The organism is Methylomonas sp. MK1, assembly GCF_000365425.1.
Taxonomy (GTDB): domain Bacteria; phylum Pseudomonadota; class Gammaproteobacteria; order Methylococcales; family Methylomonadaceae; genus Methylomonas.
Window position 1 is genome coordinate 3,124,536 of record NZ_AQOV01000001.1, and the last position, 13,886, is coordinate 3,138,421.

Annotated in this window: 13 protein-coding genes; 7 read left to right on the plus strand and 6 right to left on the minus strand. The window is 52.3% G+C overall.

Translation table 11 applies throughout. The annotated features are described in order from the left end of the window. The first annotated feature begins 89 nt into the window (after window positions 1-89). A complete protein-coding gene (yrfG, locus tag G006_RS0114835; protein WP_020483993.1) occupies window positions 90-746 on the plus strand; it encodes a GMP/IMP nucleotidase in 657 nt (218 codons plus the stop codon). On the opposite strand, the gene rhlB is transcribed toward yrfG, so the two are convergent. Then, complete coding sequence (gene rhlB, locus G006_RS0114840; RefSeq protein WP_020483994.1) at window positions 685-2,025, minus strand: ATP-dependent RNA helicase RhlB; 1,341 nt, start codon at window positions 2,023-2,025, stop codon at window positions 685-687. The two genes, yrfG and rhlB, sit on opposite strands and share 62 nt — an antisense overlap. Before the next feature lie 101 nt (window positions 2,026-2,126). Between rhlB and trxA the strand changes: the two genes are divergently transcribed. The 5 genes from trxA (at window position 2,127) to G006_RS25625 (ending at window position 7,346) form a co-directional block, all read left to right on the plus strand. After that, a complete protein-coding gene (gene trxA / locus G006_RS0114845; RefSeq protein ID WP_020483995.1) occupies window positions 2,127-2,453 on the plus strand; it encodes a thioredoxin TrxA in 327 nt (108 codons plus the stop codon). 174 nt (window positions 2,454-2,627) lie between these two features. After that, window positions 2,628-3,884 carry a transcription termination factor Rho gene (gene rho / locus G006_RS0114850; RefSeq protein WP_020483996.1) on the plus strand — a complete coding sequence of 419 codons (1,257 nt, stop codon included), beginning with the start codon at window positions 2,628-2,630 and terminating at the stop codon, window positions 3,882-3,884. A 250-nt stretch (window positions 3,885-4,134) separates the two neighbouring features. Then, a complete protein-coding gene (locus G006_RS0114855) occupies window positions 4,135-5,805 on the plus strand; it encodes an ABC transporter ATP-binding protein/permease (protein ID WP_020483997.1) in 1,671 nt (556 codons plus the stop codon). A gap of 42 nt (window positions 5,806-5,847) precedes the next feature. Next, entirely contained in the window at window positions 5,848-6,951 is a 1,104-nt protein-coding gene (locus G006_RS0114860; RefSeq protein ID WP_020483998.1) for a glycoside hydrolase family 5 protein, read from the plus strand. 134 nt (window positions 6,952-7,085) lie between these two features. Then, window positions 7,086-7,346, plus strand: a complete 261-nt coding sequence (locus G006_RS25625) for a hypothetical protein (protein ID WP_020483999.1) — start codon at window positions 7,086-7,088, stop codon at window positions 7,344-7,346. Between the two features lie 5 nt (window positions 7,347-7,351). Here G006_RS25625 and G006_RS0114870 read toward each other — a convergent pair whose 3' ends face one another. Beyond that, a complete protein-coding gene (locus G006_RS0114870) occupies window positions 7,352-7,807 on the minus strand; it encodes a molybdopterin synthase catalytic subunit (protein WP_033194253.1) in 456 nt (151 codons plus the stop codon). A 4-nt stretch (window positions 7,808-7,811) separates the two neighbouring features. After that, window positions 7,812-8,045: a MoaD/ThiS family protein gene (locus tag G006_RS0114875; protein WP_020484001.1), complete on the minus strand. Its 234-nt coding sequence runs from the start codon at window positions 8,043-8,045 to the stop codon at window positions 7,812-7,814. A gap of 53 nt (window positions 8,046-8,098) precedes the next feature. Between G006_RS0114875 and moaC the strand changes: the two genes are divergently transcribed. Continuing rightward, a complete protein-coding gene (gene moaC / locus G006_RS0114880) occupies window positions 8,099-8,587 on the plus strand; it encodes a cyclic pyranopterin monophosphate synthase MoaC (RefSeq protein ID WP_026147071.1) in 489 nt (162 codons plus the stop codon). Between the two features lie 15 nt (window positions 8,588-8,602). Here the strand turns inward: moaC and G006_RS0114885 are convergent, their stop codons facing one another. The 3 genes from G006_RS0114885 to G006_RS0114895 all read right to left on the minus strand — a co-directional run bounded on the left by G006_RS0114885 (window position 8,603) and on the right by G006_RS0114895 (window position 13,880). After that, window positions 8,603-9,184, minus strand: coding sequence for an outer membrane protein assembly factor BamC (locus tag G006_RS0114885; protein ID WP_020484003.1), 582 nt, complete (start codon window positions 9,182-9,184; stop codon window positions 8,603-8,605). A 5-nt stretch (window positions 9,185-9,189) separates the two neighbouring features. Further along, window positions 9,190-10,008: a carbon-nitrogen hydrolase family protein gene (locus tag G006_RS0114890; protein ID WP_026147072.1), complete on the minus strand. Its 819-nt coding sequence runs from the start codon at window positions 10,006-10,008 to the stop codon at window positions 9,190-9,192. A 68-nt stretch (window positions 10,009-10,076) separates the two neighbouring features. Next, the gene (locus tag G006_RS0114895) at window positions 10,077-13,880 is read right to left on the minus strand and encodes a YhdP family protein (protein ID WP_020484005.1); all 3,804 of its coding nucleotides are present in this window, start codon (window positions 13,878-13,880) and stop codon (window positions 10,077-10,079) included. Window positions 13,881-13,886 lie beyond the last annotated feature (6 nt).

A 13,886-nucleotide genomic window follows, 5' to 3' on the forward strand; every position in this document is an offset into this window, starting at 1 on the left:
AACTTGGCGATTTTCCGGTTAGAATAAAAAACTCATTAAGGCTGTGTTTGGGAACGACAAGCGCTATTGAATGATAAGGATAAACTGACATGCTCGACTGGAAACAAATCGATACCGTGCTGTTGGATATGGACGGCACTTTGCTGGATTTGAATTTCGATAATCATTTTTGGCAGGAGTTTGTGCCCTTGCGCTTTGCCGAACTGCACAGCCTAACGCTTGAGGACGCCAAACAGCAGTTGGCGCCGCGTTTCAAGGCGATGGAAGGCAGACTGGAATGGTATTGCCTGGATTATTGGACCCAGGAATTGGCTTTGAATATCGCCGGAATGAAGCAGGAGTTGGCTGGCTTGATTGCGGTGCATCCACACGTCACCGAGTTTCTGGATGCTGTGCGAGCCAGCGGCAAACGCTTATTGTTGGTGACAAACGCTCATCGAGACAGTTTGAATCTGAAGATGGAAAAGACGTGTTTACAGGCGTTTTTTGATGAAATTGTTTCGTCGCATGATTTTGGTTTTGCCAAGGAGCAGCAAGGTTTTTGGCAAATCCTGCAAGATAAACATCTGTTTGCAAAGGACAGAACGTTGCTGGTAGACGATAGTGTTGCCGTGCTGACGTCCGCCCGGACGTTCGGCATTGCTCATCTAGTGTCGATCAGCAAGCCGGATAGTCAACGGCCGGTTAAGCAGGTTGCTGAGTTTGTGGCGGTGGAGGATTTTCGGGCGTTGATGCCTGGTTTGTAGCAGTTGCTGGGCGGGGCGGCCGGTGCTCCCTGGGTTTGTGATCCGCGCGCGGCGGGCGTTTGTCGCGCTGCATGACCCGTTCGCGCGGCTCACGTCGTTCGGGTTTGATTACGTCTTCCACCATCAATTCCGGGGTGATGGTTTGCACCGGCACTTTCTCGCCGATGTAATCCTCGATGTCCGGCATCGAGTAAGCGTATTCCTCGCAAATAAAGCTGATCGCCTCGCCGCTGGCACCAAAACGGGCGGTACGGCCGATCCGATGCACGTAATCCTCAACGTCCTGCGGCAAGTCGTAATTGAACACATGCGATACGTCGGGGATGTGTAAACCGCGCGCGGCTACGTCGGTCGCAATCAAGAGTGTGACCCGATTTTCCTGAAAATCATTGAGCAAGCGCTGGCGCTTTTCCTGCGGCACGTCCCCGCTGAGCATGGCCACTTTGTGGCCGTTGGCAGCCAGATAATCGTCCAGCTGCTCGGCGCAGCGTTTGGTGTTGACGAAGACGATGCTGCGCTGCGGTTGGTGATGTTTCAGCAAGCCCAGCAACAGCGGGATTTTTTGCTCGTTGGCCGGACAGTAAGCCACTTGATTGATGGCTTTGGAAGTCACTTCCTCGGATTCGATGCGAATCAGCACCGGGTTGTTCATGTGCTCATAAGCCAGTTCGGTGACTTTATAAGACAACGTAGCGGAAAACAGCATATTCAAACGCTTTTCTGCCGGCGGCATGCGGCGCAGCAGGAAGCGGATGTCCTTGATAAAGCCCAAATCGAACATGCGGTCGGCTTCGTCCATCACGGTGACCTGGATGTTATCCAGCGTGAACGCGCCTTGCCGGTAAAAATCGATGATGCGGCCCGGCGTGCCGATAATGATGTCGACATTGCCTTTGATTTTATCCAACTGCTTTTGGTAGTCGGTACCGCCGTAGATCAGCGCAAACTTCAGGTTCAGATACTTGCTCAGAGCAACCGCATCTTTGTGAATCTGGATAGCCAGTTCGCGGGTTGGTGCGAGAATCAGCGCGCGCGGGTTCTTGATTTTTTCGCTTTCGTCGTTGATCAGATGCTGAAAGGTTGCCAGCAGAAACGTGGCGGTTTTACCGGTGCCGGTTTGGGCTTGGCCGGCAATGTCTTTGCCTCTTAACGACAAGGGCAAAGATTTATCCTGAATCGGCGTGCAGTTGATGAATCCTGCTTCTTTCAGACCTTTGATGATGGAGTCGGACAGCTCCAAATTGCTAAAACGCGTTTCCGTTAAATGTGTTTTCTTCATAGCCCGATAGAATAAACTAAAAAGCCGCGCGGTTGAAATCGATTGACAATTAAAGCGCCGCGAAACTATAGTCTTGACTTTGTAAACTAATGGAGAATGGCGTGAGCGACCTAGTCCTTCATGTATCAGACGCTGATTTTAATGAAACTGTGTTGAAAGCCGGTACGCCGGTATTGGTCGATTATTGGGCAGAATGGTGTGGTCCGTGCAAAATGATCGCCCCGGTTTTGGATGAAATTGCATCCGAGTATCAAGGCAAACTCACTGTTGCCAAGCTGAATATCGACGAAAACCCCAAAACGCCTCAGCACTACGGTGTACGAGGTATTCCGACTTTGATGCTTTTCAAGGGCGGCGAAGTGGAAGCGACTAAAGTTGGCGCCTTAACCAAATCCCAATTGGCTGCGTTTATCGATAGCAACCTCTAAATCGAGCCGAATCACCGGATTTATTAAAAATGTTTTTGATAAGTCCGGTTATTGCGCTAGAATTTTCTCCGCTTGCTTCTTCGCATTCTGAACGTCCTTAATTAATCCAACAACTACCTGCCGCTGTAAACAGCACTCTGCTGTTTTGCATTTCTTTCATTTCCCTTAATCAACATGAATCTTACCGAGTTAAAACTTAAACAAGTCACTGAAATCATTGCAATTGCCGAGTCCTTGGGGCTGGAAAATATCGACAGAGCCCGAAAGCAGGAATTGATTTTTGCGATTTTGAAGAAACAGGCTAAGAGCGGGGAAGATATTTTTGGCGATGGGGTTTTGGAAATACTGGCGGACGGATTCGGTTTTTTAAGAACCCCCGGTTGTTCTTATTTGGCGGGCCCCGACGATATTTATGTATCGCCCAGCCAGATCCGACGTTTCGGTTTGCGCACCGGCGATACGGTCAGCGGTAAAATTCGCCCACCCAAGGAAGGTGAACGTTATTTCGCGATGTTGAAGGTGGAAAGCATCAACTTCGAATCGCCCGAGCAATCCAAAAACAAGATTTCCTTTTCCAACCTGACACCGCTGTTTGCCAACAAACGCTTCCGCCTGGAGCAAGGCAACGGTACCAGCGAAGATTTAACCGCCCGTATCATCGACTTGATTGCCCCTATCGGTAAAGGCCAGCGCGGCCTGATCGTTTCTCCGCCGAAAGCCGGTAAAACCATGATCATGCAAAGCATTGCCCATGCCATTGCCGAGAATAATCCCGAATGCTACCTGATCGTACTGCTGATCGACGAACGCCCGGAAGAGGTGACCGAGATGGAGCGTTGCGTGCGCGGCGAAGTGGTCTCCAGTACCTTCGACGAACCGGCCACCCGCCACGTGCAAGTGGCCGATATGGTCATCGAAAAAGCCCGGCGCATGGTTGAGCACAAGCACGACGTGGTTATACTGTTAGACTCGATTACCCGTCTGGCCCGCGCTTACAACATGGTGGTGCCTTCATCCGGCAAATTGTTGTCCGGCGGTGTGGATGCCAACGCGCTGGAAAAACCCAAACGCTTTTTCGGTGCGGCGCGGAATATAGAAGAAGGCGGCAGTTTGACCATCATCGCCACCGCACTGGTCGAAACCGGCTCGCGGATGGACGAGGTGATCTTCGAAGAATTCAAAGGTACCGGTAACATGGAACTGCATCTGGAGCGGAAAATCGCTGAGAAACGGATCTATCCGGCCATTAACATCAACCGCTCCGGCACCCGCCGTGAAGAATATCTGGTTGATCCTGACGAACTGCAAAAAACCTGGATTTTGCGGAAAATCCTGCAACCGATGGACGAACTGGCGGCATCCGAATTTCTATTGGGTAAACTCAAAGACTTTAAAACCAATGCCGCGTTCTTTGAGTCGATGAAACGATAATTACGCAACGCCCGCCGACGAGCGGTAATCATCGCTCGTCGCAAACCGGCTAAACCAAGCTGGCCAAACAATCTCCAATCCTGATTTGTCCCTCTGTTTTCTCCATAAAACACAAAAACCTATCCTTAGCCTGAGGCGCAGGCAGCTGCATACCAATACATTTGATGGTTATCGATGTGTTTAATTTTGTTATATTGCGCGACGACCTTAAACGAGGAGTACGGCCTTGCGAACAACCAGCAAATTTTTTATGCAATTCGTCCGATTAGCAGGCCCGTTCTGGTGCTCGGAAAATAAGACGACCATCCGGACCTTATCGGCGTTTTTGGTCGCGTTGACAGTGGCGCAAATTGCAGTGTCGGTGATTATTACCGAATGGAGCGCGGATTTATTCGATGCCTTGGAGCAGCGCTCTATGTCCAGACTGTTTACCCAGGTTGGCCTGATCGTCTTGATTTTTATCGCGAATATGGCGATTACAGCTACCCATCTGGTCGTCAAACGTCGTTTGCAATTGAGTTGGCGGGGTTGGCTAACCGACAAATTGATCGGCCAATGGATGCGCGACGGCCGACACTATCTGGTTACTCATTTGCCGGGGCAGCATGATAATCCTGATGGCCGGATCGCAGAAGATGTGCGCATTTCCACTGAATACGCAATTGATTTGTTACACACTTTTTTTTATTGCTTACTGTTGTTGACCAGTTTTACCGAGATACTGTGGACCTTGTCAGGGACCGTTACGGTAAATTTAGGTTTGGTCGAAATCCCCATTCAAGGCCATCTGGTCTGGTTGGCGCTGATTTACGCCGCTAGCGCATCCACGCTGGGTTGGTGGATCGGTAAACCGCTCACCATGGCTACCGACAACAGACAGACCGTGGAAGCCAATTTCCGCTTCGCGCTGGTCAAAGCCCGCGAGAATGCGCAAGCCATTGCCTTGATCCACGGTGAGCGCCATGAGAATCCGCATTTTCACCGCTTATTCGGGAATATTGTCGACGCCTGGAATCAGCAAACCCATGCTTGGCAACGTATCACCATGTTCAGCTCTGGTTATTCGATACTGTCGATGGCGTTCCCTATTCTGGTGTCGGCACCGCGCTTCATTCTGGGTACTATCAGCCTGGGGGCATTAATGCAATCCGCGCAGGCTTTCCAGCAAATGGTCGCGGCTTTGTCCTGGCCGGTTGACAATATGGGTAAGGTTGCGGAATGGCGCGCCTCAGTCGAGCGGGTATTGGGATTGAGCAAGGCTTTGGAACAATTGGAGCGGGAAATCGCCAAACCCGATCCGTATCGAATTCGTTTGGTTAAAAGTGACAAATCCGTATTGGCATTTCGCGATTTATGCATTTCGCGTTTAGACAGAATTATCTGCGTATCTACCCTTAACGAAGAAATCAAGGCCGGAGAGCGGGTGTTGATTGCCGGTAACGCCTTTTCCGGTAATAAGCTGTTCAAAGCCATAGCAGGCCTTTGGCCGTGGGGCGAAGGCGTGATCGAATTGCCGAATGATGAAAGAATGTTCTTTATGCCGCCGCGTCCGTATCTACCGACCGGCACTTTGCGCGCGTCAATTTGCTACCCATCCGACCCTTCCGCTTTCGATCAGCAGGTTTTGGAAAATACCCTTGAACTGGCCGGTGTGAAAGAGCTGGAAGAGCAGCTCGATCAGGTTGCTGATTGGGAGAAGAATCTTGAGCGTGAACAGAAACAACGTTTGGGCCTAGTGCGGCTGTTGTTGCACAAACCTAAATGGATACTGATGCAGGAAGCCTTCGATTCACTCGACCCCGAAGGTGAAGTGGATATGGTTAATATGATTCATAAAAGGCTCTCGGATTCGGCAGTACTGACCATCACCAAGCAGCCCAACATACAGGCCTTGTACAAACGGCGGATTACCCTCTGTTAACGGGTAAGTTGTTCTAGGGCATCCGTTGTTACGGGGGTTGTCATGACGTCTGCTAACAAGCTGCGCGGTGTGAATCTGGGCGGTTGGTTGGTTTTAGAAAAATGGATGACCCCCAGTTTGTTTGCCGGGTTGAATGCCAGGGACGAAACCGGTTGGTGCGTCGAATTGGGCCGCGACGCAGAAACGCGTTTGCAGCAGCATTGGCAAACCTTCATCACCCGCGCCGACTTTGCCTGGTTGGCGCAAGTCGGGATCAATGCGGTGCGCATCCCGGTTGGCTACTGGCTGTTCGCGGCCGATTACCCCTATCATCATAGTTTCGGCGCGGCACGGCATCCCTTTGTCGGCGGCGGTGCAGAGGTGCTTGATCGTGCTTTCGATTGGGCCGAAGAATTTGGGTTAAAGGTCGTTGTCGATCTACATGCCGCGCCCGGCTGTCAGAACGGTTTCGATAATGGCGGCATCCAGGATGTCTGCGAGTGGCATACCCAAGACGCCTATATCGACTATTCCCTGGAGACTCTGGAACGATTGGCGCAGCGTTACGGCAAGCGCCCGGCCTTGCATGGGATTGAGGTGTTAAACGAGCCGCGCTGGGATGTGGATACGGAATTGTTGCAACGTTACACCGATGCCGCTTATTGGCGCATTCGCCGCCATTGTCCGGCCGAACAGGTGGCGGTGATATTTCATGATGGTTTCCGGTCGTTTCGCGAATACGCCGGTTTTTTACAGCTGCCCGATTATGGCAACGTGATCTTCGATATACACCGTTATCAATGTTTTGTGCAGGACGATATCGACAAGGATATTTATCGGCATCTGCAAAAAGTTGTTTGCGACTGGAAAACCGAAGCTGACGAGATCATCGGCGGTCTTGGTTTGCCGACCTATGTCGGCGAATGGAGTTTGGGTTTGGATGCAAAACTGGCGGCACTTTGGGCCGACGGGTCTTTCGATCATGCCCATACGCAGATGGACGATATTCAATTCGATATCGCTTGTCGCGGTTACGCGGCCGCCCAGCTGGCCGTGTTCGAAAAGTATCTGGGGTGGTTTTTCTGGAGCTATAAAACCGAGGATATGCCGCAATGGAATTTTCGGGAATGCGTCGAGCGTGGCTGGTTGCCGGGCAAGTTTGCTTGACGCGTGGAGCGCTTGCGAAAATATTTAGTATTTTAAGTGGGGGATTTGCGTTCTGGAACGTCTTACTATTAACAGCATCATAGCAATCATGCCGGATGGGTATGCTTTAGCCGAGAATGATGATTAGGTGTAATATGAAAACAAGACGATCTAGAACCAAATTGGACAAAATGTCGCCGGAAGCCTTGGATGCCAGCTTCCCGTCTGCGCGCTATTTTCAAGTTCACTTCGAATATCTGCATGAAACCATAAATGAATTGAAACAGCAGCTTACTCAATCCAACCAGCAAATTGCCGAACTGCAACAGCAGCTGCAAGCCCAGTCATTGGGCGAAATGCCAACGGTAAATTATGCTGCCGATACAAAGTCTACGGGTAATTTGCGCCAGTCTTAACAGCCCTAAGGTTGCTTTAGATAGCCGTTACTGTTTTTTTCTACCCAGCGTATTTGCCCGGATTCCAAGGTTTCTCGTTTCCAAAACGGCGCCTGACTTTTCAAGTTTTCCATAATGAAGCGGCTGGCGTCAAAAGCGTCGCCGCGATGCGCGGACCACACCGCCACCAGCACCAGCGTATCGTTGGGTGATACGTGGCCGATGCGGTGGATCAGCAACACATCCAACAACTGCCACTGGCTTTGGGTTTGTTCGACAATATGCTGCAATTGTTTTTCGGTCATGCCCGGATAATGTTCCAAGTACATGCCGCGTACCTCGTCACCTTGATTAAAGTCGCGCATGGTGCCGACAAAGACGCCGGTAGCGCCGTATTTGCCGGCCATGTCGACAGCTTGGGCTTGAAAATCGGCCAGTTCTTGCCAGGGATCGAAAATCTCGCCGCTGAGTTTGATGGTCATCATTTCAACCTCCGGTCACCGGTGGAAAAAACGCCACTTCGTCGCCGTCGTCAACTTCAGCATCCAGCCCGACATACTCCATATTGATCGCCGCCAACATCGTATCGGGCATGTCCACGTTCGGATTAAGCCGTTGCCAAACCTCAAGTACCGTCAGCGGCGCCTCGATTGTGAGTTCGTCGCCGCTACGACCTAAGCGGTCCTTCAAGCTTGCAAAGTAAAGCACTTTAATCGACATCTTCATTCACCCGGTAATACAATGCTTGACTGATTTAACTTGCCTAGTATGCCATGTCCAATTCGACGCTCACTCATTTTAATGCCGCTGGAGAAGCCCATATGGTGGATGTCGGGGATAAGGCCATCACCCAGCGTCAAGCGGTTTGCGAGGGGTACATCGAGATGCAGCCGGAAACCTTGGCGCTGATTGTGGCCGGCACCCACAAGAAGGGCGACGTGCTGGGCATCGCCCGCATTGCCGGCATTATGGCCAGTAAAAAAACCGCCGATTTGATTCCGCTCTGCCACCCTTTACCGATCAGCCATGTCGAGCTTAGCCTGCAAGCCCAAACCGACTTGAGTCGGGTCTATTGTCAAACCACAGTGAAGACCACCGGCCAAACCGGCGTGGAAATGGAAGCGCTCACCGCGACTCAGATTGCCTTGTTGACTATTTACGATATGTGCAAAGCCGTGGACCGCGGCATGACGATTCAAGGGGTGCGCTTGCTGGAAAAAAGCGGCGGCAAGTCCGGGCATTGGCGACGTGACGACGCTTAACTCAACCCTTCCCGCTTATTCGTCGGTCTTCTTGTCAGGTTGGCGGTTGATGATTTTTTCGTCTATGGCCTTGTGTAGCAGGCGTATCAGCTCTGCCGAGCCATCTTCGCCAAACTCCAAGTCGTCCGGTTTTGTTAGGTTGGCATTGACGGTTAAGCCTCGCCGCTCTTCTTTCAACTTGATGGTGTACTCGGCTTCGTCGTAATCATTATTCAATAAGGAGCGCAACAAGCCGACATCCTTGCCGCTGGTGTCTGGGTCATAACGCACCTGGAAGCGTTGATCTTCCTGGCTTTTATCCAGCACTTCGATATTGCTGATTTTCAATGCCGTGGCGACCATTTCCCAAGCCCGGTCGGGGCGGGTTTTTAAGGTAAGCACGGGCTTGCCCCCTTCGTCGGTAAACGCCATCAAATCGGCCAGAGCCGACTTGGGCTTTAAATCGTCGGCAGCCACTGCCGGCTGCGGATTGGTGTGTTCTATCGGTAAAACCGGCGGCAGTTCCAAGTGATGGGTGTCGCGGTATTTGTCCGGCGCATCCGCGCAAGCTGTCAGCAACAGGCACGGTAGGCCGTAAGTCAGGGTTCTTAACAACATAAAGCTCACTCGCAAAAAAAGCGTCTGTGTTCCAACACAGGGAAAGACAAGCGGGTTTTTTCCAGGCGGCTTTTATCGATTTCGGCACTGACGAAGCCTGGGCCGGTTTTGTAACAGTCAAGCACCACGCCCCACGGATCGATCACCATGCTGTGGCCGTAGGTTTGCCGACCATTCATATGAAAGCCGCCTTGATTTGGGGCAATGACGTAGCAGAGGTTTTCGATGGCGCGGGCTCGCAATAACACTTCCCAGTGCGCGGCGCCGGTTTTGGCGGTAAATGCGGAAGGAATGACCAATATATCCAGGCCTTGCCGGGTCATTGGCCGGAAAAACTCCGGGAAACGCAAATCGTAGCAAACCGCTACACCAAGTCGGCCGAATGGCGTATCGATCACGCAGGAGGCGTCGCCGGCTTCCACCGAATCGGATTCGCGGTATTCTTCGGCGGTGTCCGGCACGCTGACGTCGAACAAATGCACCTTATCGTAGCGGGCGACCCGGTCGCCTTGTTCGTTGTAAATCAAACAGGCGGCGCGGACTTTGTTGGGGGCGGTGGCCTGCATCGGCATCGTGCCGCCTATCACCCAAACCCCGTATTTTTTCGCGGTGGTGGCCAGAAAGTCCTGGATAGGGCCTGAGCCATCCTGTTCGCTGACTTTCACTTTGTCGTATTCGTTCATGCCCATAATGGCGAAATTTTCCGGCAAAGCCACCAGTTTCGCGCCGGCTTTTACGGCTTCAGCGATCTGTTTCTCGGCTTCGAGCAAATTGGCGCTGACTTGTGGTCCGGAGGCCATCTGGATGGCGGCACATATGGTCATGAGGTGTCCCTGATTTTAATTGTTTTCGATAGTTTTAACTGTTGGGGAAGCTTGGTCGGCAGGGCCGCTCATTTGCTCAGCGATTCCAGCCAGCCGCCGGTTAGGCCCCGCCAGGCTTTTTGCACTAGGCCGTCCTGATCGTGCAGCGGCGTAACCTCGACATTACCCCAGGGCCCGGCAAGTTTGTATTGCGAGCCGAAAAAATAACCTTCTTTGTAATCGTCCGTCACTACCTGGGTAATGATACTGGCGATACCGCCGACGATTGTACCAGCAATCGGCACAGCCCCGGAACTCTTGGGCACGACGGCGACGCGATGGTCCATGGTCTTTTTCACCAGGTCGGCGGTGCCAGCTATGCTGAGTTTCGCCGATACCGCGTCGATCAATAAATTGTCGGTATAGGCCAGACCATTGCTGATTTTAAAATCGCCGGTAATCTGGTCAAAGGCCAGACCCTGCCGGTAGACATCGGTAAAATCCAGACTCAAGCGTTTGGCCCATTGCTCCATGGCGATCAAGCCCAACAAGCGACCAAAGCCGGGTTCGATGCTGGAAATGCGGCCGTCGCTGAATTTCAGTTGCATTTGTCCGGTCAGGTTGGCCGTGGCAAACTGCTGCGGGGCGCCGTGCCAGCCGCCGTTGAAATTGATTTCGGCATGTGTGCCTCTTAAATCATCGGTAAAACCCAGCTGCGACAAGAACAAGCCAAAACCGTTCATGTTCAGCTTGCCGGTCAATTGCGTCGAGCTGCCACCGACCAGTTTGATCCAGTCCGCGCTGAAGTCTATCGTACCGGCCACGCTGGCCAGTTGCACATGCTTGAAATGAATACCGTTGATCAGCCGTTCGGTATGCAGTTTTAAGCTGCCCAAATCCACGCCGCGCCATAGTAGCTGCTTGCTGTCGATGTCGATCAAGGGCAAGTCGGTGACCACTTCTTCCGCAGCATCGAAATTCAGGCCGTCCATCGCCGACAAATTCAGATAATCCATCTGTAGCTTGATAACGTTCGCGCCGCCGCGTTGATCGGGTAAGATCAATTTACCGCGCGCCATCGGGCTATCCAACGTGGCTTGCCAAGCCTGATTCAGATGCTGGAGCCGGCATTTCAGCGCGCCGATGTTCTGGCCCTGCCAGATCAGTTGCTCGGTATCCAGCATCACTTCTTTTAAGGCCGGCAAGCGTTGCTGAGTTTCGGTATCGGAGAATGCGGCAAGCGCGTCAGATAATTTGAATTGCGGTTGCCGGATTTGCAATTTCAAACCGGCCGGTTCAAAAAAGTCCGCCTGTTCTTGGCCGAAGACGATATGCCCGGAATGCAGCTGATTTTGTTTGCCGTCTATCAACAGTGCTGCGTTCAATTCCTTGCCGTAAGCAACTTTTAAAGGCAAGTAAGCGCTGCTGCTTTCGAGCGTAAATTGCAGATTCAAGGCTTGCTCTTGATCGGCCGATTTGGCCAGCGCATCCTGAGTGTTGATCGTTACACCCTGTAAGTTGCTGCTTATATTCAGGGTAGACGGCCTAGCCGCGTCGTAAGGTAGTGTCAATACGGTTTGATAGTTAAAGCTACCGTCGGCAACCTGGTTTTTCAGGAAACTGAATTGTTTTTCCAGGCGGTTGATGTCGGTCGTGCCGTCTATCAGGATTTGCGTGGCGCTGGCATCGCTTTGCAGTACGGCGTGTATTGGATAACCCAGGGTACTGCCTTCCAGGCGGTTGCTGCTGACCCTATCTTCCGTAAAGCGCAGTACGCCGCTGATGTCGTTGACGGCAAGATCGACCGGCTTGACCAGTAAGCGGGCCTTATCCAGATGCGCATCCACTTTAACGGTGGTCGGTAGCGTTTCGTAGTAAGCGATTTTCAAATCAAGATCGACCTGGGTGTTGCCATCCGGGGCCAACACTTTGGCCAGCGGATCGATTTTGGCGCGTAACGGGGTTTTTTGCAGATACTGCAAACTGTGCGGTAACTTGCTCTGCACCTGGCCCAACACGTAAACATAATCGCTATTGGCCAGATCCGGAATCGAGACCACGGCTTGATTGATATCAACGTTTTCGCTACGGCCGCCATTGATCGCCACCTTCAGGTCCGCACCGAGGAATTGCACGTCGGCATGCACCCCGCGCAAATGCGGCCATAAGGCATTGAACTGGATTTCACCGTCGTCTATCGCAAACACCACCTCAAACCGGCCGGGACCGTTGCTGAACGGAAAGTCCGCCAGCTTGCCGTTCAACAGCATTTCGCCCTTGTCGATATGCCCGCCGATAAAGGCGTCGTCCAGCCAGGCGACCGCATCCTTACCCATAATTTTGGCCGGCAGGTATTGCGGTACGTTACTGATGTCTTTGAAATTGCCGAAACGGGTGCGCATATCGATAACCGCACTATCGTTATTTTTCGGGACACTGAGTTGCAGATTGGTTTGGGTGTGGAAGGCGGCGCTGTCGAGTTGCAGATTTTCGCTGGAAATTTGCCAGTCGGTATCGGTTTGCCGCCAGTCGATTCGGCCTTGCAAGCGCGGGACGTCCAGGCTACTTCTGAACATTTGCGGCGCATTGAATTTGGCGTTCATGCTGTCAAATATCAATTGCCCGCCTTGGTCGCCGGCGATGATCGAGCCGCTCAGTGCCTGTATTTGCGGCAGGTCGCCTTGCGCATCATTTCCAAGCTGGCTGAAACGTCCGTTTAGCGCATAGCGTTGCTGGTTGCCGTCAAAATAAAACGCCAAGTCTTGCAAATTGCCTTGCGGATTGAGTTTCAGCCATTTAGCCCAATCGGTTTGCTCTGCCGGCAGAAACGGCGGTATCAGATGCATCAAGGCTTGCAAATTTAACTGTTTGATCACGCCGCTGAGATTGCCCTGCGCGTCCTGCTGTAGATAGACCTCACCATCCCGCCAGCGCTGATGATTGGCGAAGACATTAACGTCGTAGGCACTCCAGCGTTGCCGGCCATTTTGCTCGGTCCAAGCCAGATTGCCTTCAAAGGTGTCGAGTTGCAGCGGTTTGCCTTGCTGCCTGCTGAGTTTAATCTGTTGACCTTGCAGATAACCGCTGACTTGGTAAGGCATGGAGTCACGCCATTGGCTCCAGATCCGCATATCGCCCGAGCCGGATTCCAAATGCAAGCCCAGCGGTAAATCCTCGATCAGCCAAGCCGGCCCTTGCAGATTGCTGCCTTCCACATAAATTTGACCGTTAATCGCGTTGGCCTGGAAAATATTGCCGTTAAGCCGCGCGGAAATGCGCAAGCTATCGCCGTATTGCTCGGGCAGGCTGCTGAGCAGATGGATCTCGTGGCTTTGATCGAGATAGTGGTTTTTGATCAGCAAATCGAAGTGTTCGACAGTCACCGGCGGTCGATGCCGCTTCAGATCCTGCCAGGTCACCTGGCTTTGCAGAATCTCGTATTTGCCCCCCTGTAACAGCCATAGCGGTTGCTCGTCGCTACTTTGCAGGCCTTTGATACTGAGGCTACCGTCCTCGTTACGCAGAATATCCAGTTTGGCGCCCACCAGCGTCACCCAACTGGCGGCCATGGGGTCCTGGGTGAATAACCATTCCAGTAAATCGATGCCGATCCGCACTTCTTGCAGGCGGATAGCGGGCTTCGCGCCGGCTTCGCTGCCTTCGATAGCGATTTCCCGCAGCAAGAATTCCGGGCTGAAGCCGCGCATATTCGCGCCCAGTTTACCGATATGTAGCGGAATACCGGTGGTATCGCGGACTTTTTGTTCGAGTGCGCTACGGTAATCGGCAATATCGATCAAAAAAACCCGTACCGCGCTCAAGACGAGGGCTATCGCGATCAGTGACCAGAACAGCAGGTGTCGGGTGGCCCGGGTGACGTGGTGAATAACCAAAATAGC

Bases quoted from the DNA above. Each gene is read 5' to 3' on its own strand.
- moaC (WP_026147071.1), top strand. From the start codon at position 8,099: ATGTCCAATTCGACGCTCACTCATTTTAATGCCGCTGGAGAAGCCCAT.
- G006_RS0114875 (WP_020484001.1), bottom strand. From the start codon at position 8,045: ATGTCGATTAAAGTGCTTTACTTTGCAAGCTTGAAGGACCGCTTAGGT.
- G006_RS0114860 (WP_020483998.1), top strand. From the start codon at position 5,848: ATGACGTCTGCTAACAAGCTGCGCGGTGTGAATCTGGGCGGTTGGTTG.
- G006_RS25625 (WP_020483999.1), top strand. From the start codon at position 7,086: ATGAAAACAAGACGATCTAGAACCAAATTGGACAAAATGTCGCCGGAA.
- G006_RS0114890 (WP_026147072.1), bottom strand. From the start codon at position 10,008: ATGACCATATGTGCCGCCATCCAGATGGCCTCCGGACCACAAGTCAGC.
- rho (WP_020483996.1), top strand. From the start codon at position 2,628: ATGAATCTTACCGAGTTAAAACTTAAACAAGTCACTGAAATCATTGCA.
- rhlB (WP_020483994.1), bottom strand. From the start codon at position 2,025: ATGAAGAAAACACATTTAACGGAAACGCGTTTTAGCAATTTGGAGCTG.
- G006_RS0114885 (WP_020484003.1), bottom strand. From the start codon at position 9,184: ATGTTGTTAAGAACCCTGACTTACGGCCTACCGTGCCTGTTGCTGACA.
- G006_RS0114870 (WP_033194253.1), bottom strand. From the start codon at position 7,807: ATGACCATCAAACTCAGCGGCGAGATTTTCGATCCCTGGCAAGAACTG.
- yrfG (WP_020483993.1), top strand. From the start codon at position 90: ATGCTCGACTGGAAACAAATCGATACCGTGCTGTTGGATATGGACGGC.
- G006_RS0114855 (WP_020483997.1), top strand. From the start codon at position 4,135: ATGCAATTCGTCCGATTAGCAGGCCCGTTCTGGTGCTCGGAAAATAAG.